This window comes from Chloroflexus islandicus (genome assembly GCF_001650695.1).
GTDB classification, from domain to species: domain Bacteria; phylum Chloroflexota; class Chloroflexia; order Chloroflexales; family Chloroflexaceae; genus Chloroflexus; species Chloroflexus islandicus.
The window spans coordinates 49,787-67,502 of the sequence record NZ_LWQS01000041.1; the positions used below are offsets into that span (position 1 = coordinate 49,787).

The following is a 17,716-nucleotide window of genomic DNA, read 5'->3' on the forward strand; positions in this document are numbered from 1 at the left end:
GCGCGGTCTGCCGCGCCTTGCTTCAGCGACTGTCGAGCAGCACGCCGCTTGCCGCTACCAACGCCGCGCTTGCCCATACATATCCCCATTGCACCGGTAGGCGGCGCGCCGCTGCCATACCGGCAAGGGCGATCGTTATCGCCGCCGCCACACCTAGCCACGCCGGGGCAGCGGCGGCGATGGTGTTGATGGCGGCGCTGAGCGGCAAGACTCCGATCAGCATGAGCCCCAAGGCGCTGCAAGCGGCGGCGAGATGGGGTTGGGGCGGAGCAAGGCGCGGTATGGCAGCGATCCAAGCCCCGGCGCCGAGGAGGAGTGCCGCTTGCCGTACCGGGGTGGATGGCCAGCGCAGCAAGCCGCTGAGGTCGAAGGTGCCTGCTGCGCTAGCCAGAGCGATTGCGGCAAGGAAGGTGGGCAGGTAGTGCGCAGCAAGCTGGTGCGGATCGCGGCGCTCGGCGGCGGCGCGGCGCAATTCCGGCCAGAGCAGCAACGTCACGGCGGTGGGCAAATCGAGACCGTAAGGGAACGAGGCTGCTGGAGCGAGAGGAAGCAGCGCAATGGCGCTGAGCGGCGGCAACAGATCGAGCAACCTTGGTGCGGTGAGCGGTTCAAGCTGCCGGATACCACGCAACCGGGCTAAGACCAACGCAGCCAGCACCGCGCTCAGCCCGCCGGGGTAGAGCAGCAGCCGCAGCCACGCTTGGCCAAACGCACCCAGCAGATCGCTCATACCCACCCGCGCCAGCGACTGATCAGCCAGACAAGTGCGCCAAACAGCCCCATCAACGCCAACAACGCTAGTCCCGGCGCGGTGGCTGCGGTGCGCGCGCCGGAGTCGAGCGCTAGCAACCCAGCCCATCCCCACGGTTCGATCGCTCCATACGGCGTCAATCCGCCTTGCAGATGGTCGCTGAGCGGACGGAGCAGCCAACGCGCCAAGACCGGCGCGGCAAGGCCGAGCGCGAGACCAGCCAGCGCGCCGGCTGTGCTTGGCCAGCGGGCCGGCCCTTGGATGTGGCGGCCTGCCGCCAGCATGCACAACAACGCGGCGGCCCACACCACAATGGCCAAGACCGGTATACCGGCGGCCATCGCTGCGGCACTGGCCGACCAGAAGGCGACAAAGCCGAGGGTGCCCGGCACGGCGCCAGTTAACAGCCAACCGGCCCACGTCGCAGATCCTGCCATTGGTTGCGCCAGCCGGCGCAAAGTGAGATGCAGCAACAGCAACCCAGCCGCCGCTACCCCCGCCGGCGAGGCGCAGCCGGTCACGGTAAGGGCTAAGCCGCTCAAACTCCGTTGCAGCCACTCCTCCGCTTCCAGCGGCTCGGTTGTCGTGGCCGCGCGCCATGCTGCGCTGATAGCGAGCATGCCGCCTAGCAGCAGCGTGGCCAACTGCCAACCCAGATTCCACGGCCCCACGCTAAACAACCGCAATACGGCGGCAATTCCAGCCAACGCCGCCAGTGGATCGAATGGCCCTCGTTTAGCCGTGGCGAGATCAAGGAGGCCGGCAGCAATTGCTGCCCCGGCCAAGAGCAAGATGAAGCTCAGGCTATTCAAGCCATCGCCGCTGGCGTTCAAGCGCCACGACGAAGCAAACCAGCCGATCAAGCCATACCCCGTCGCCAACGCCACCCCGGCCCCTCGTTCCCGCCAGCGTTCGCTCAAGAGCAGTGTGATCATCAACCCCACTGCGATTCCGGCCAGATGGCCGCTCAGTATCGCAAAACCCAGCGCCGCCAGTTGCCCCACACGCCGCCAGTGGGCCGGTATGGTGAACATCAGCAGGCCAGCCGTGATGAGCACGAGGCAGCTTAACCCGTCAATCACGATGAAGGCGTGAAGGGTGGTGAATGGCTGGCGCTGGATGCGGAACAGCATGCCAATGCCGCTCAACCCGGCGATTGCGCCGGTCAGCCGGTAGGGTACGTGGTTGAAGGGTAGGAAATGCATGTGAGGAGCATACTTTGTCAAAATAAGGTGTATCTATTATAATCACCGAATAATCGTTCTTGCAACTGTGCTGTACGACGTATGAAACGCATCTTTGCCACCCTGCTCGACATTCGCCACCCTGATGAAGAAACCCGCCAGCGTGGACGAAATATTGTTATTATCGGTCTTGGTCTGTTTGTTATCAATGTGCTCGTTGCAGTTACGATTCTGTTCTATTTTCCAGAATTGCCCGCGCTGTTAATCTCAACTACATTTGGCGCCGCCCTCTACGTCGTGATCATTGCGCTGACGCGCATGGGATATGTTGATCTCGCGGGGTGGCTGACTATTTTGGTGGCATTGCTTGGCACAATCACGGCAGCAGTCGTTAATCCTGATCGTCCAGTTGCCCAGTTTATTGCCGTGCCCTTAGTGCTGGCAGCGACCATTTTACGGTTTCGCGATGTCGTGATGGTTACAGCGGCAGTGGTGATGGGGTTAATAAGTATTGCATTTTTAGCTGAGCCGGCGATCATTTCGTTGCCATTACACCATTTTCTGGTGACGACCGGGATTTTAGTAGGGTTTGTCGCGATTGTCAGTTTTGTGCAAAGCGCCGGCAACGAATCGCTCCATCGCCGGCTGCAGACCGCATTGCAACAGGCGCAGCATACGGCAACTCAACTGCAACAGATTAACGCTGAGCTGGATCAGCGGGTCGAGATGCAGACCGCTGCGCTGCAAGAGGCGCTGCGCGAACTCGAAGAGCGCGCCGTTGCGCAGGATCGCCTGCTAGCCGAAGTGATTGCGCAGCGTGACGTAATCCGTGACCTGAGCGTGCCGGTGTTGCCGGTTGGCAAGCAGGCGTTGGTGATGCCGCTGGTGGGTGCCATTGATCGCGATCGGTTGGCGCTGATCCAAGAGCAAGCGTTGGCTCAGATCGAGCAGCAGCGCGCGCGTTGGCTGATCCTCGATGTAACCGGTGTGCCAGTGATCGATACCGATGTCGCTGCTGGGGTGGTGCAACTGGTGCAGAGTGTGCGCTTACTGGGGGCTGAGGTGGCGCTGGTCGGGGTGCGGCCAGAAGTGGCGCAGACAATGGTGAGCCTTGGGATTGAGTTGCCGATTTCACACGTCTTCAGCGATCTCGCCGGGGCGGTTGAGCGGGTGGGACGGCAATTGGCGACGAGATAGAGACATTGCAGCGCAATAGGGTACGGATGCTAGTGATCGGGGCGCGGGCGGCGCTGGCGGGGCGGGCCAGCGCCGCCCGTGCTCCTTACTGATGCAGGGTCGCAGGCGGCTCGCCCGTAAGTGAATAGTGGGGCGGGCCAGCGGCTCGCGTTCCTCGCGATGCTGGGGCGCGGGCGGCGCTAGCGGGGCGGGCCAGCGGCCCGCGCTCCTTGCGTCCTCCGCGTCCTCTGCGGTAAACAATACACCCCGCAGGCAGGAGGGAACCACTCAGGCACGTGGTTCGCTGAAGCAGGAGATTGCTTCGGGCGCTACGCGCCCTCGCAATGACAGCATGCCGCTCATCCTCTGCGTTCTCCGCGTCCTCTGCGGTAAAAAACACACCCCACAGGCAGGCGGGAACCGCTCAGGCACGTGGTTCGCTGAAGCAGGAGATTGCTTCGGGCGCTACGCGCCCTCGCAATGACAGCATGCCGCTCATCCTCTGCGTTCTCCGCGTCCTCTGCGGTAAAAATACACCCCACAGGCAGGCGGGAACCGCTCAGGGCGCTGCTGCGTTCCGCTCCACCAATGCCTCACCCGCCCATCGCGCGGCTCCCCCTCGCCCGCCGTCAGGTGGAGGCCGGGGGTGAGGGAGTCAACGCAAAGACGCAGCGGATGTAAACCCAAGGGCGCAATGGGTAGCGGGGCGCGGGCGGCTCGCCCGCAGGTGAAGCATGGCGGGCCAGCGGCCCGCGCTCCTCGCGATACTGGGGCGGGGGTGACGAGCTAGCATGGCGGGCCAGCGGCTCGCGTTCCGGCTTTAGCTCCCGTTGATCAGCTCTTGCCGGCGATAGCGGCAGTTGGCGCAGTAGGTGATGCGGTAGCCAGCGACAGTGGCACGCTGGAGCGTGTGCCCGCAGTTGGGGCAGACGTTGGTCTGCACTTCGCCGCCGCCGGTCACGACCGGTTCAGCGCGTGCGGCTGGCGCTGCCGGGCGAATGGGCGTGGCTGGTTGCGGTGTGGCACGTTGAGGCTGAAAACTCCACGCTTTGCTGAGCAATTCAACGATCTGGGCATAGTCGAGCGCGCCGCGTGAGCGCGGATCGTGTTCGTAGATCGTCTTCCCCACTGCCGAAGCTTCCGATAAGCGCACATTGACCCGCACCGGCGGCATGACGAGCTGGCCATAGGTGCGGTTGAGATGCGCGAGCAGTTCAATCGATTGCTTCATGCGCGGATCGACCATGGTGGGAATGATCGCTCGCACCACGCTGGTGCTGCCCTTCACCCGCGCAATTTGGGCGATCAGCTTTTCTAAGCCGCGCACTGAGAAGGGTTCAACCGTTGTAGGGACGATCACCTCGGTGGCTGCCATCAGTGCGTTTTGATTCAGCACGGTTAGCGAACCGCCGCAATCGAAGAAGATAAAGTCGTATTCCGAGCGCAGCGGGCGCACCAGTTGTTCGAGCACACGCACCCAATCGGCGCGTCCGGCGATGGCTTGCTGGGCGAGCAGCAATGACTCATCGGCGGCGACGAGGTCGAGGTTGGGGCGGGCGCTGACCCGTAGATCGGCTAGCGGTTTATGATCAACGATCGCTTCGTAGAGGGTACGGCGCGCGCGCACACCGAGCGCCATGGATAAATTACCTTGGGCGTCGATGTCAATCAGCAACACCCGCGCCCCCTTCAGCGCCAACCCGGCGCTGAGATTGACAACGGTGGTGGTCTTGCCGATCCCGCCTTTGAGATTGATGACTGCGACGATCCGCGCCATGCGCCGCTCCTTACTCTGGCGCTCTGTGATGCAATGCGTTGCCAGTGTAGTAGAGCAGGTGCAGCGTGTCAAGTAGCGACGGCCCCAACGGGCCGTCGCTGCGACAAGTTCGGCGTTTACCGCACCCCCTCCAGCCGGTCTTCGAGGTCGGCATAGATCTCGCGCAACTGCTCGAGCGTGGCTTCGTCGGCTTGCCAGAAGCCGCGGTTGTGGGCTTCGAGCAGGCGTCCGGCGATGCCGGCGGTGGCGTGCGGGTTGAGACTGGCCAGCCGCTCGCGCATCTCTGGATCGAGCAGGTAGGTTTCGGCAACGCCTTGGTAGACCCAGCCGTCCACCGCGTGGGCAGTGGCGCTCCAACCGTAAGTGTTGCTCACCCGGATCTCGATCTCATGCACGCCTTCGTAGCCGTGCTTGAGCATGCCTTCGTACCACTTCGGGTTGAGCAACTTGGCCCGGCTCTCGATCCGCACCATCTGCTCAAGCGAACGCACCCGGCTAGATCCCGGCGTGACCAGCTCGGCCACTTCACCCATCAGCGCCAGCGGACGTTCGCCGCGCGTCTTCTCGACACTCTTAGTCAAGCCGCCGAGGTACTCGTAGTAGTGGTCGATGTCGCTAATCCCATTCTCAACGCTATCGACATTCTGGAAGGTCACGCTGACCGTCGCCAGTGCCTTTTCCATCACGGCCCGCGCTTCGCTCCATTCACCGCCGGGTTGCAAAGCGAAGCTCTTGCGGGTGATGAAGGCTTCAGCCAATTGACCATCTTCCTCCCATGTGCTGCTCTCGACCAGATGGTTGACGTTAGCGCCATAGCTGCCGGAAGCGTTCGAGAAGACGCGGGTCGCCGCCGCTTCGACGCTCAAACCCAATTCAGTCGCCTGTGCTAGCGCGTGGGCGCGCACGAAGTTGTGCTCTGGCGGCTCATCGGCGGTGGCGGCCATGCGGATGGCGCGATCGAGCAAGGCGGCCTGCGCGGCGAACAGATCGCGGAAGATGCCGCTCACCGTCAGCACCACATCGATGCGCGGGCGGCCTAACTCGGCCAGCGGGATCAGCTCGACCGTGGTGATCCGGCCTAGTTCGTCGGCGACGGCGCGCGCGCCGACCAAGGCCAGCGCCTGCGCGATTCCCTCACCTTCGGTCTTGATGTTATCGGTGCCCCACAACACCATCGCCACCGTTTCGGGGTAGGCCCCCTGCTCGGCGCGCACCCGCTCGAGCAGCTCGTTGGCGACAGCCATACCAGCGGCAGCGGCAGCCGGGGCCGGCACGTGGAACGGATCGAAAGCGTGGATGTTGCGGCCAGTGGGCACGACCGACGGGTTGCGCACCACATCGTTGCCTGCCGAAGGCAACACATAGCCGCCGTTGAGCGCGCGCAGCAACCCGCTGATCTCGCGCTCGGTCGTCATCCGGCGCTGAATATCGAGCAGGTAGTCCCACAAGGGCGTAAGCTGGCCGTGCGGCAGCTTCACGTGGCGGGCCAGCGCCTCATCGGCGGCGCGGCCCGTGCCATGCTCAACCAAGGCCGTGATCGTCGCGCGGCAAATCTCTTCGATCTGGCGATACTGGGCTTGGGCCGCCGGATCGTGGCGCAAGCGTCCAGTCAAGGCAGCGTAGTCAACCCCCAAGGCGCGGCCAACAATGTGCGGCAGCGGTTCGAGCGGCGGCTGGTTATGGCCGCGCGGCACGCGGGTAAAGGTTGCGATCAGGCTGAGCACATCAACCTGCTCGCTGGCTTGGGGCGGCTGGCCGAGCACGTGCAAACCGACCGGGATCATGCGCTGCTCGACCTGCAACAGCTCGTGGCCGAGCGCGGCGACATACTCGTCACCCTCGCCGCTGACCGCAATATTCAGCGCCTCGGCTTGGGCGCGCAGGTCGTCGATCAGCGCCGGGTCGGGGTGGGCGCGGTAGCGATCGATACTGTCTTTGAGCGCGCGCAACCCTTTGTAGAGACCGGCCTGCTGCACCGGCGGCACCAGATAGCTGACCAGCGTCGCCATGCCGCGCCGGCGGGCAATGCTGCCTTCGCTGGGGTTATTGACGCAGTAGTAGTACACGTTAGGCAAGCCGCCGAGCAGGCGCAGCGGCCAGCACTGCGCACTCAGACCGGCCTGCTTGCCGGGCATAAACTCGAGCGCGCCGTGAGTGCCGAAATGGAGCACGGCGTGAGCTTTGAAGACCTTGCGCAACCAGACATAATACGCGGCAAAGCCATGGTGCGGGGCGGCATCCTTGCTCATCAACAGCCGGATCGGGTCACGCTCGTAGCCGAAGCTGGGTTGCAGACCGACGAACACATTCCCGAAGCGGCGGCCAAGGATATGCAGCCGCTTGCCATCGCTGAGCAACTGGCCGGGAGCCGGCCCCCAATACGGCTCAATATCGACATAATCGGGGAAGAGGCGGCGATACTCTTCGACCGGCAGCGAATCGGCGACGTTACCGTCGGTGCCGTGCAGCAAGGCATTGCCTTCAACCACCAACCGGCGCAGATCATCAGCGCTCGGCGGCAATTCGACCGTATACCCAGCGGCGCGCAGCTCTTGCATCAGGCGGAAGACGCTAGTAAACACATCGAGGTAGGCAGCAGTGCCGGCGTTGCCGAGGTTGGGCGGGAAATTGAACAGGGTAATCGCGATCCGCCGTTCAGATGGAGGCGTGCGGCGCAGCGCCACCCGGCCTGCGATTCGCTCGGCGGCCAATTCAATCTCGGCGGGGAGCGGGATCACATCTTCGCGACCGCGTGGCATGCCGCCGATCACCAGCGGATCGGTCGCGCCATCGAGTTCGGGCAGCGACACATTCAGCGCCAATTGGAACGGCGCAATCCCGCGGTCATCGCTGCGCCACTGCTCGATATGCTGGAAGACCAGCGGGAAGAGATCGAGCATTGGCGTATCGAGCTGGTCGAGGGTAGTGCTCGCTTGGACGGGATCGGTGCTAGCCGGCCCGCCAACGAGGGCGAAACCGGTGGTATTGACAATCAGATCGACGTCTGACGGCGGCTCGTGGCGGCGGGCACGGGCAGCATCGGTGAAGAAACGCTCGACGGTGGGGCGCATATCGAGCGTCGGGCTATAGGCGGCGCGTGCTTCGATGCCACGGGCCTCCAGCGCGCGGATCAGCGCTTCGAGATGGGCGCTATTGCCTGACAGCGCAAATGGGCGCATCGTCAACAACCCGACCGTGCCGGCAGTGAGCTTCTGGCGCTGCTTGCGCCGCCAAGCGCGGTAGGCGGCCAGATCGGCAAACGGCTCCGGCGCATCGGGGTGAAACGCGCCGGATTCGGGAATATCCTGCGGATCGAGCACCGGCAGCTTGCCTTTATAGCCGGGCACATAGCGTTCGATCAACAGCAGCAGCAATCGGCGCAGATTTTCAGGCGTGCTCGCGGCCCAAAACTGGTGCGCCATCACATAGGTGTGAATATCGCGCGCCTTGCCGGGCAAAAACTTCAGCATCTTGCTCAGGCCGCGCACCAACGACATCTGGCGCTGAATCTCGCCGTGACCATGCTTAGGTTGGAACTGGCTCAGCCACTGGCGGAAGGCGCTCTGTTCAGCGGCAGGCTTGGGGCGGAGATCAAACTTGCCAATGCGCGTCTGCTTAATCAGCGAGGGGCTGCTCATGATCATACAGACCGGGCACGGCGCGGTTGCCAAGATCTCGCTCAAGGGGCGGACATACTCCTCGCCAAAGAGCATCGAGCCGAAGACGAAATCGGCCCGCGCCACCGCCGCGGCCAACCGCTCCCAATCGGCGGCGGTGCGCATATCGGGCGGGGTAAAGAAATCAATCGCCAACCGCAGACCGTATTCGCGTTCGATTGCCGCCGCCGCCTTGCGCAGCGCGGGAGCGTTGTTGGCTTCGATACACATGAACACGAAGCGCATAGCTGATCTCCTTGCTAGTTGGTGCAGCGACGCAATGGTGCGGCGCGCCGGCGCCATCACGTTTGTGTGATCAACCTTTGTCCGAGAAGCTATTTCTTATTATATGATATGTCATTATAGATACATTATCTCATTTTGTAAAGAAACGCGCATTCTGGCTAAGAGGATGGTGAAGATTCGGCAACTGGGGTGAGCAGAGGCGAGGGCAGTCGAATGTTAGCGCAACAACCGGTCTTAGCGGCGCCAGCGGAGGTTAGTCACAGTCTACGTACAGGCGCTGCCGAAGTGGTGGTATGGAGCGAATTGCTGGAACCAGCAGTCGTGGCAGGTTTGTTGATGTGGAGTTCGAGGCCGCTAGCCTCAATCCGCTGACCAGCTAAGGAGCGGATTGCTTCAATCAGTGCTGGTTTATCGACCAAACGGCTGCTGGCCTGCTCAGGCGACAATGCGCGACTGATGACTTGCGCGAGCAGCGATGCCAATTCTGGGAGGATTGCTTGGTGCTTAGGACCGAGGAGCGGTCGCAGTGCCTCATGAAGCGTGATGGCCGTACGACGCGACGCATCTAGACTGATGTCGTCCCGTATGGGATCATGCGACTGGTTGCTCGGGTCGGGGATGCCAGCCATACAGGTTGCCCGTGGGATATTAAACATTTACTTTTGAACGTATCATAGCAAACGCCATCGTGATATGCAACCCTCGAAGTCATGGTTCGTCAGAAGACGATCACCGCCTACCGCTAAAGCGGTATAAAAGGAGGCATTACGACTTCTACGGGCGCAACGCTGCGCGACTGGACTTCCGTCATCAGCATCAGGTCCAGCGTCTGGCAGAGAATTGAGGCGCTGAATAACACAGGCCTGAGTGTATTGGATGAACTATCCTAACGGTTGGTTGGGCAGGGGCATGCAGTTGTGCAGCGCACTATTGCCAAATACCGCGAACAGATGGGGATTCCGGCCTGCCATCAACGTGCTCGTCAGCGCCAATTGGTCAATGGCAGGTCAGAACTTGCGTAGGTTCATTTCAAAAAAGGCATGAAATCTTGGTTTTGCATCTACATACAATATTCGTGTTCGTTTGCACAAATTTTCATTTCTGACTATACTACCCGCCAAGCAGTCTTCTCATCAAATATGGAGTCGTCAATAATTATGAGCCGTGGTATCGCGCTGCTCCTCGACTACGATAACGCTAGCCGCACAACGTTGGTAAACCGCTTGCACGAATGGCAATGGCCTGTCTTGGCAACAGCCAATGCTCGGCTGATGGCGCATTATCTCAACGATCAGCGAATTACTATCTGTATTGCGAATGCTGATCTTTTTTCTGATCTACAAAGCGATCTGAATCTAGTTACGAATAAACTATCGCCACATCTGAAGATCGTGCTAGCCGGTGGCGATCCGTGGTTGTTGATGGCCCGCAATGCCAGTTGGCTAGCGTGCGTGATCTGGTTGCCATATCCGGTGCCAATGGCGCTGCTAGAGGCGATCGTTCTATCAAAGCGCGTTGCTGACGATGGGGTTGGGCTTGCCGCTGATCATATCAATGCTGATCCGCCATGCTTGTTCGCAATCGATCCCGTCCAGCGCCGGCTCTATCTCGGCCAACGCGAAGTGCGTTTGAGCAAAGCTGAGTTGACGCTGTTGCAATACCTGTACGATGCGAATGGGCGTCTCTGCCGGTACGAAGAATTGGCGCGCCTTCTCTACCCGTCACATTACGACGAAGAAGAGGCGCGCCATCTGTTGCGGGGGCGGATGTACTACCTGCAATCGAAGATCGAACGTGATCCGAAACATCCCGAGTATCTGGTCTGCGAACGCGGTGTTGGGTATCAATTACGCGTGCCTTGCAAGCAATCCGCTGCCGACCCGCAGCCCCAATTGCTAGCGTAAGCGCACCATCCGCACAATGCCGCCGGCAAGTCCTAACCCGATCGCTAGCCACACTAACCACAGTCCGCTGCCAGCAGCCGGCAGATTGGTGCTGCGGGCCGTGACCATCACCACGCTGAGATCGCTGCGCGGCGCGTTGCCGGTGATCACCGGAATGAGACCATCGGTGGCGAAGAGCGTGTTGCCACCCGACCGGATGTAGCCTCGGAGCGTGTACACCCGTCCGGCGTCGATGACCGCCGGGTTGTAGGTGAGATTAAAGCGGAAGGGCGGCTGCGCGCCGCTGGTGGCAAACGTCTGTTCAACAATCACCCGGCCCGCCGCGCCGCTCGCCGTCACTTCAGCGATCTGCAACGTCACCAGCGCATCAGCCGGCAACGCTATCCGCTCGCGGTAGGTGATCGTGCCGGTAAGGCTGGCAGTGCCTTGCGCTATGGTCAGGGTTGGCGCAATGAGCAGCAAGACCCCGATCAGAAGAACCATTGCCCGGCGATAGAACTGCATAATCTGCTCCGTGCTGCAACATCGGCAAGAGAAGATGGTATACTCAAGATTATAAACGATGTGAACGCGCAAAATCTGGCGCAGAGACGTAGGTGCGAACCTGTTGGGGCGGTGATAGTAAGATGATGCCAATCTGTTGCCGGTGCTCGTGCCGATGCGCCTTTGCGTGAAGTTTCGGAGTTCTTATGCCGCTCTATCTTGTGACGGTGGCGTCACGCGCCGCCGCTTCGCCGCAGACGCTCTATTTGCTGGCTGGCAATGAATTGGTTCCGGCAGCGGTTTCCCTTGTGGTCGATCAGCTCTTGCACGATCCGATTGTGCAGCAGGCGCATTGGCAGGTCGTGGAGGAGAACCGGCCCTTGACCGATCCGTTTTTGCCGGCGACTGAGGCGCTGGTGTTGGAAGTGGCTTACCGGCCCGGCGTGACCGACAGCGAGGGCGAGAGTGCGCTGGAAGGGGCGCGCCGGTTGGGGGTGCGCGGGATCGAGCATGCCCGCGCGTTGCGCCGCTATCTCTTGCCGCCTGAGACCGATCCGGCCCAAGCTGCTGCCGATCTGTCCATCGACGTGGTGCATACGACGATTGCCTACCATACTGGCCAGCCTCATGCGGCGCGAACGGCATTTTACACGATGCTGGTCGCTGATCCGGCCCCGGCCAAGCCGGTGGTGGCGACGGTGCCGTTGCGCGCGGCTGATGACGCCGAATTGCTTGAGATTAGCCGGCGCGGGGTGCTGGCGCTCGATCTGGCCGAAATGCGGGCGATTCAGGCCTATTTCGCGGCGCAGGGGCGCGATCCGACCGATGGCGAGCTGGAGACGATTGCCCAGACGTGGAGCGAGCATTGTTCGCATAAGACCTTTAAGGCTCGCGTGCAGTACGAGCAGCCGCCAGAGGAGTTACCGGCGAATGCGGCGTTGCATCCTATGCTAGCCCGGCTGGCTACCGGCAAGGCTGATATTGACAGTCTGATCCGCACCTTCTTGATGCGGGCGACTGAGCAGGCGCTGGCCGGACGCGATGATGCATGGGTGTTGAGCGCGTTCGTTGATAACGCCGGCATTCTTGCCTTTGGCCACGATTACGAGGTGTCGTATAAGGTCGAGACGCATAACCATCCGAGCGCGCTGGAGCCGTTTGGCGGCGCGAATACCGGCGTCGGCGGCGTGATTCGCGATGTGCTGGGTGTGTCGGCCCGCCCGATCGCCAATATTGATGTGCTCTGTTTTGGCATGCCCGATGCGCCGCCGCCGCCTCCCGGCGTGCTGCATCCGCGCCGGATCGCAAGCGGCGTGGTGGCCGGGGTGCGCGATTACGGTAATAAGCTCGGCATTCCGACCGTCGGCGGGGCAGTGTTGTTTGATCCCGGCTATACGGCGAATCCGCTGGTCTACTGTGGCACGGTCGGCATTGCTCCACGCGGTATGCACCCGCGCAACGTGCGGCCCGGCGATATTATCGTGGTGATGGGCGGGCGCACCGGGCGCGATGGCATCCACGGCGCGACCTTTTCCAGCATTGAGTTGACCCATACCACTGCCAGCGAGGTGGGCAGCGCGGTGCAGATCGGCGACCCGATCACCGAAAAGAAGATGCTCGATGTGCTGTTACAGGCCCGCGATGCCCAGCTCTATTCGGCGATTACCGACTGCGGCGCCGGCGGCTTGTCGTCGGCGGTCGGCGAGATGGGGGCTGAGCTGGGGGCCGAGGTGCATCTTGAACATGTGCCGTGTAAGTACGCCGGTTTACAGCCATGGGAAATTTGGCTCTCAGAGGCGCAAGAGCGCATGGTGCTGGCGGTGCCGCCAGACCGGCTGGTAGCGCTGCTCACGCTCTGCACCGCCGAAGAGGTCGAAGCGACGCCGATCGGGCGCTTTACCGATGATGGCCGGTTGCGCGTGTACTATCACGATCTGGCCGTTGTCGATCTCGATATGGACTTTTTGCACGAGGGGCGGCCCCAGCGCATCCTCAACGCGCGTTGGGAACCGTCGCCGGCGCTGGGCCGCTCGCCGGCGCTGGCTGGCGTGCAACCGGAAGCGGCGTTGCTAGCATTGCTGGCCCATCCCTCGATCGCCTCGAAAGAGCGGATTATCCGCACCTACGATCATGAGGTGGGTGGCGGCACGGTGATCAAGCCGTTGGTCGGCGCCAGTCTCGCCGGGCCGTCTGATGCGGCGGTGATCAAACCAGTGCCGCACGATCCGGCTGGTTTGGCGCTCGGTTTTGGTATCTGCCCGCGCTATGGCCGCCACGATCCGTATTGGATGGCCTTGGCCGCAATCGATGAGGCGTTGCGCAATGTGGTGGCGGTTGGCGGCGACCCTGACCGCACCGCTATCCTCGATAACTTCTGCTGGGGTGATCCCAAGCAACCCGATCGCATGGCCGGGTTGGTGCGGGCCGCAGCCGCCTGCTACGATGGCGCAGTCGCCTTTGGCACCCCTTTCATCAGCGGCAAAGACTCGCTCAACAACGAGTATCGCGATGCAGACGGCAATCGAGTGGCGATCCCTCCCACCTTGCTGATTTCGGCCCTGAGCCACGTTCATGATATCGGCCAGTGTGTGACGATGGATCTGAAGCAGGCCGGTGATGTGATCTACCTGCTCGGCGCGACGCGGGCCGAGTTCGCCGGCAGCCATTTGGCGGCGGTTGGCATGATCGAAGACGCTGGTGCGTTGCCTAAGGTCGATCTGGCGGTGGCGCGCACCACTTTCCGCGCGCTCCATCGTGCTATTCGCGCCGGTTTGGTGCGCGCCTGCCATGACCTGAGTGAGGGCGGGTTGGCGGTGGCGGCAGCCGAGATGGCGATCGCCGGTGAGTTAGGGATGCACCTGACCCTCGATGGGATTGATCTTGACCCGATCGCGCTGCTGTTTAGCGAAACGCCGAGCCGGTTCTTGATCGCGGTCGATCCGGCGCAGAGTGCGGCATTCGAGGCGATGCTGGCCGGCTTGCCGCTGACGCGGTTGGGGGTGGTGACGGCAGCGCCGGAGGTGCAGGCGGTCTGGCACGACCAGACCTTGATCAACCTGCCGGTGGCTCAGTTGCGCGCGGTGTGGCAACATGGGCTTGATGTGATTAGTGTGAAGGACGAGGAGCTATGAACGGGCAGGTTCCGCTCGATCGGGCCGCGTTTGCGGCTGAAATCGAGCGCCGGTTGGTGGCTGAGCCAACCGTTGATTTCCTTGGGCGCGAAGGCGACATTCTGCAGGTGCGCGTCGCCAATCAACGGATGCGAGTCGACCTGACAAACTTCTACAATGCCTACACCCAAGCGCCTGAGCATCTTGAGCTGGTGTACAGCACCCTCTTGCGCGTGCTGCGCGAACAGACACCAGCGCGCGAGGCGCGCACCTTCGCCGAGGTGGCCGATCGGGTGATGCCGATGCTCAAACCGATCACGCTGCTCAACGCGGTGTTTGAAAAGAAGTTGCCGATGCTGGCCTACCGGCCCTTTCTGGCCGATCTGATCATCGCGTATGTGATCGATGAACCGCAGAGCGTGGCCTACATCAACGAGCGCCATCTTGAGCGGTGGGGGATCGGCGAGCACCAGTTGCACGAGCGGGCATTAGCCAATTTAGCCGCCCGCACCCAAGAGCGAGCCCACTTTTTGATGACCGGCGAAGGGGCGCAACGGCTCATTGTCGCCAACACCCAAGACGGTTACGATGCGACCCGCCTGCTCTTGCCCGATCTGCTGGCGAGCTGGCAGCCGCATTTTCCGGGCAAGATGGTCATCGGCATTCCGAATCGCGATTTTCTGATTGCTTTTAGCGATGCCGACCAAGACATCTTGACCAGTGTCGCACATCAGATCCAGCTTGATGCCGCCCAACGCGAATATAGTCTGACCGATCAGCTCTTCACGATTGAAGACGGTCAGATTCGAGAGTACATCTGGGAATAGCAGCGCGCGCCATCACGCGATGGCGCGCAAGGAGCGAGAACTCTGCTGGCGGTTGTTATCACCTTTCTGCTGTACGGCGCTGCCTTCTGGTTGTGGTGGCAGCAGCGCAATCCGCTCTACGTCTTTGCGTTGGTAGCAGGCCAACTGAGCACCCTGCTCGATCCGTTTTGGCGGCTGCTGTACAGCATCCAAACCGTACCGTCGCTAACTTCGCTGGTGGCGGCGCTGACGACACCCTTCAATGTCACGGCTTCGTTTCGCGCAGCGTGGCCCGACACCTTGCCGGCGATGATCATTGTGGCGCTTTACCTCTATCGCTGGTGGAACCCCGGCCTGCTGACCGGTCTCTTCACCTACGTCATCTTCATCAGCCTTCAGTTATTGGTGAGCTTGCTCGGTTTGCGTGAGCCGGCGCCGCCGGCGCTGCTCGGCGCATTATCCTTCGGTATGAGCGCTGAGTTGCTGGCAGCACTGATGAGCGCCACGATCACGTATGGCCTCTGTTACGTCTTCATTACCGTACAGAATTACTCGTGGCCGAGCATGGCGGCAGCTATCTTGCCGATGCCGCTGATCTTTGGCGGGTTGGTCTACGGGGTGGCCGGTGCGCCGTTGCTCATCAGCCGGCTGTTGCCCGACGGCGAGTGGCCGGCACGGGTCGGCTTAGGGCTGACGCTGCTGCTGTTGGGGTGGTGTGTGGCGATTATCACATCAGGGTTGAATCGCTTAAACCGGGTGGCGTAAGCGCGACCCGGATGCGGAGACGAACGTCTGGGTCTGGAATGGGACAGAAGCACGCGAACGGCGCTGACGATGGCAACACCACGCTTGACCCCCGAACTCCTGCTTGCCGCCTACCGGCAAGGCATCTTCCCGATGGCCGACGAGAACGGCGAGATTGGCTGGTACGAGCCGGTGCGGCGGGCGATCATTCCGCTTGATGACCGCTTTCACGTCCCACGCCGGTTGGCGCGCACCGTGCGATCGGGGTTCTTTACCGTCACCTTTGATACAGCTTTCGATGAAGTCATCACCGCTTGCGCCGAACCGGCGCCGGGCCGGGAAACCACGTGGATTTCGCCAGAGATCATCCGGGCCTACAGCGAATTGCACCGGTTAGGCTATGCCCACAGCGTCGAGTGTTGGCGTGACGGCCAATTGGCCGGCGGCCTGTACGGGGTGGCGATAGGCGGTTTGTTTGCCGGCGAAAGCATGTTCCACCGCGTGCGCGATGCCAGCAAAGTGGCGTTGGTGCATCTGGTCGAACGGTTACGGCGAGGCGGGTTTACACTGCTCGACTCGCAGTTTGTGGTCGGGCCGCACATGTTGCAGTTCGGCACGATCGAGATCTCGCGGGTTGAGTATCACCGGTTGTTGCGAGCGGCATTGCGGACGCCGGCAGTGTGGTAATAAAAGGGGCGGGGCGAGGCAGGCCTCGCCCTGACCATATCTGCTGGGGGAGCGGCCCGCGTCGCCCTGATCGCTGCCGGTAGATGCGGGGCGAGGCATACCTCGCCCTGACCATAGCTGCCAGTAGATGAGGGGCGACGCATGCGTCGCCCTTACTACCGTTGTTTGCGTTTGCGTTCGCGGCGGGCTTCGCGGCGGCCAGTGGTGGCTACCGGGCGCGGCGCAGCCGGAGCAGCGTCGGCCGGCATCTGGCGGGGTGCGGGCGCACGGGTGCGCGAGTTACGCACCAACTCGGGCAGCACATTACGCATGTAATAAAAGACATAACCGCCCAAGATCAGCTCAACCACAAACTGAATGTAAAACCAGAACCGCAGGTTAAAGGTTGGCGTATTGAGCATGCGTGCCACACCAAGCGCCACGCCAAAGCCACCCACAATCATCAGCGCAATCCCCAACTGGCGGAAAAAGGTCGCTTTGGCAACATTCCGCTCAGTGTGCAGCCAGATGAAGTAGGCGCCGCCCGCGACCAGCAGAATCTGCACAATAAAGAATGTCCACGCATACGAGCCAAATGTAGGACTCACTGTCACGAAATAGTCGAAGAACCCCATAATGACAAGCCTCTCTCCACGGTCGCCGAGCGTCGGTACTGCTAGATTGTGGCGGCGATTATAGCAGCGCCGGGGATGCTCGTCAACCGTCCGTGTTGCCTTGCACAAAGTTCGCACCGGAAACGTGCCATCTTTTTCGCTAGACATATACAGCAAAAGTATGTATAATGTGCAAAACGTCGCGTAATTTGTGAGGGAGTACACTATGCCCTACCGCATTCGTCGCCGGGCCCATGATCTGATCTGGGTGGTGATGGAGGATCATCTACACTTGGCCGAAGCGGAACGGTACTATCAAGAAATGTGGCGCTTGCTCGACCAGTGCCCAAAGCCGACAGATCTGCTGGTTGATGGGCGACGAATCGCTAGCGCTGATTGGGGAGCGCGCCAGCGCACCGAAGCTATTGCGCGCCATAAGCATTTAGGCCGGATTGCCTTTATTGTTTCCGAACATCATTTGTTGTTGTTTGCGCCATTGGTGCGTTTTGTCAGTGGAGTTGGCCTGTTTGGCACCGAACAAGAGGCGTTGCGCTATCTCGGTACGGTGATGGAATATGGCGATTGACGGTTTTGCTGTT

General features: G+C 61.6%; 15 protein-coding genes. 8 read left to right on the forward strand and 7 right to left on the reverse strand.

All coding sequences use genetic code 11. The annotated features are described in order from the left end of the window. Positions 1-22 precede the first annotated feature (22 nt). Together A6A03_RS06585 and A6A03_RS06590 are read right to left on the reverse strand one after the other, a co-directional pair. Positions 23-730, reverse strand: a complete 708-nt coding sequence (locus A6A03_RS06585; protein ID WP_066785237.1) for a hypothetical protein — start codon at positions 728-730, stop codon at positions 23-25. After that, the gene (locus A6A03_RS06590) at positions 727-1,956 is read right to left on the reverse strand and encodes a hypothetical protein (protein WP_066785240.1); all 1,230 of its coding nucleotides are present in this window, start codon (positions 1,954-1,956) and stop codon (positions 727-729) included. The genes A6A03_RS06585 and A6A03_RS06590 overlap by 4 nt, the downstream gene beginning before the upstream one ends. 81 nt (positions 1,957-2,037) lie before the next feature. On the opposite strand from A6A03_RS06590, the gene A6A03_RS06595 reads away from it, so the two are divergent. Next, positions 2,038-3,132 (forward strand): STAS domain-containing protein, encoded by a 1,095-nt coding sequence (locus A6A03_RS06595; RefSeq protein WP_066785243.1) that lies wholly within the window; start codon positions 2,038-2,040, stop codon positions 3,130-3,132. A 799-nt stretch (positions 3,133-3,931) separates the two neighbouring features. On the opposite strand, the gene A6A03_RS06600 is transcribed toward A6A03_RS06595, so the two are convergent. The 3 genes from A6A03_RS06600 to A6A03_RS06610 form a co-directional block, all read right to left on the reverse strand. Beyond that, a complete protein-coding gene (locus A6A03_RS06600) occupies positions 3,932-4,888 on the reverse strand; it encodes an AAA family ATPase (RefSeq protein ID WP_066785245.1) in 957 nt (318 codons plus the stop codon). 116 nt (positions 4,889-5,004) lie between these two features. Beyond that, on the reverse strand, positions 5,005-8,847 hold the full coding sequence (locus A6A03_RS06605; protein WP_076798224.1) for a magnesium chelatase subunit H: 3,843 nt from the start codon (positions 8,845-8,847) through the stop codon (positions 5,005-5,007). Between the two features lie 200 nt (positions 8,848-9,047). Then, positions 9,048-9,272, reverse strand: a complete 225-nt coding sequence (locus A6A03_RS06610; protein ID WP_066785248.1) for a hypothetical protein — start codon at positions 9,270-9,272, stop codon at positions 9,048-9,050. A gap of 411 nt (positions 9,273-9,683) precedes the next feature. Here A6A03_RS06610 and A6A03_RS21030 point away from each other — a divergent pair, with 411 nt between their 5' ends. Together A6A03_RS21030 and A6A03_RS06615 are read left to right on the forward strand one after the other, a co-directional pair. Beyond that, a complete protein-coding gene (locus A6A03_RS21030) occupies positions 9,684-9,812 on the forward strand; it encodes an RNA polymerase factor sigma-54 (protein WP_082908930.1) in 129 nt (42 codons plus the stop codon). A gap of 135 nt (positions 9,813-9,947) precedes the next feature. Beyond that, positions 9,948-10,694, forward strand: a complete 747-nt coding sequence (locus tag A6A03_RS06615; protein WP_066785251.1) for a winged helix-turn-helix domain-containing protein — start codon at positions 9,948-9,950, stop codon at positions 10,692-10,694. Here A6A03_RS06615 and A6A03_RS06620 read toward each other — a convergent pair. After that, a complete protein-coding gene (locus A6A03_RS06620; RefSeq protein WP_066785258.1) occupies positions 10,686-11,198 on the reverse strand; it encodes a YbaY family lipoprotein in 513 nt (170 codons plus the stop codon). The two genes, A6A03_RS06615 and A6A03_RS06620, sit on opposite strands and share 9 nt — an antisense overlap. 185 nt (positions 11,199-11,383) lie before the next feature. Between A6A03_RS06620 and purL the strand changes: the two genes are divergently transcribed. The 4 genes from purL to aat all read left to right on the forward strand — a co-directional run bounded on the left by purL (position 11,384) and on the right by aat (position 16,524). Further along, positions 11,384-14,308, forward strand: coding sequence for a phosphoribosylformylglycinamidine synthase subunit PurL (purL, locus tag A6A03_RS06625; protein WP_066785260.1), 2,925 nt, complete (start codon positions 11,384-11,386; stop codon positions 14,306-14,308). Next, positions 14,305-15,114, forward strand: a complete 810-nt coding sequence (locus A6A03_RS06630; protein WP_066785262.1) for a DUF1444 family protein — start codon at positions 14,305-14,307, stop codon at positions 15,112-15,114. Before purL ends, A6A03_RS06630 begins: the two co-directional genes overlap by 4 nt. A gap of 90 nt (positions 15,115-15,204) precedes the next feature. Beyond that, positions 15,205-15,858: a hypothetical protein gene (locus tag A6A03_RS06635; protein WP_245668866.1), complete on the forward strand. Its 654-nt coding sequence runs from the start codon at positions 15,205-15,207 to the stop codon at positions 15,856-15,858. 69 nt (positions 15,859-15,927) lie between these two features. Then, positions 15,928-16,524 (forward strand): leucyl/phenylalanyl-tRNA--protein transferase, encoded by a 597-nt coding sequence (aat, locus tag A6A03_RS06640; RefSeq protein ID WP_066785268.1) that lies wholly within the window; start codon positions 15,928-15,930, stop codon positions 16,522-16,524. Positions 16,525-16,679: 155 nt separating this feature from the next. Here aat and A6A03_RS06645 read toward each other — a convergent pair whose 3' ends face one another. Beyond that, complete coding sequence (locus A6A03_RS06645) at positions 16,680-17,138, reverse strand: hypothetical protein (RefSeq protein WP_066785275.1); 459 nt, start codon at positions 17,136-17,138, stop codon at positions 16,680-16,682. Positions 17,139-17,343: 205 nt separating this feature from the next. On the opposite strand from A6A03_RS06645, the gene A6A03_RS06650 reads away from it, so the two are divergent. Next, positions 17,344-17,703 (forward strand): STAS/SEC14 domain-containing protein, encoded by a 360-nt coding sequence (locus tag A6A03_RS06650; protein ID WP_066785278.1) that lies wholly within the window; start codon positions 17,344-17,346, stop codon positions 17,701-17,703. Positions 17,704-17,716 lie beyond the last annotated feature (13 nt).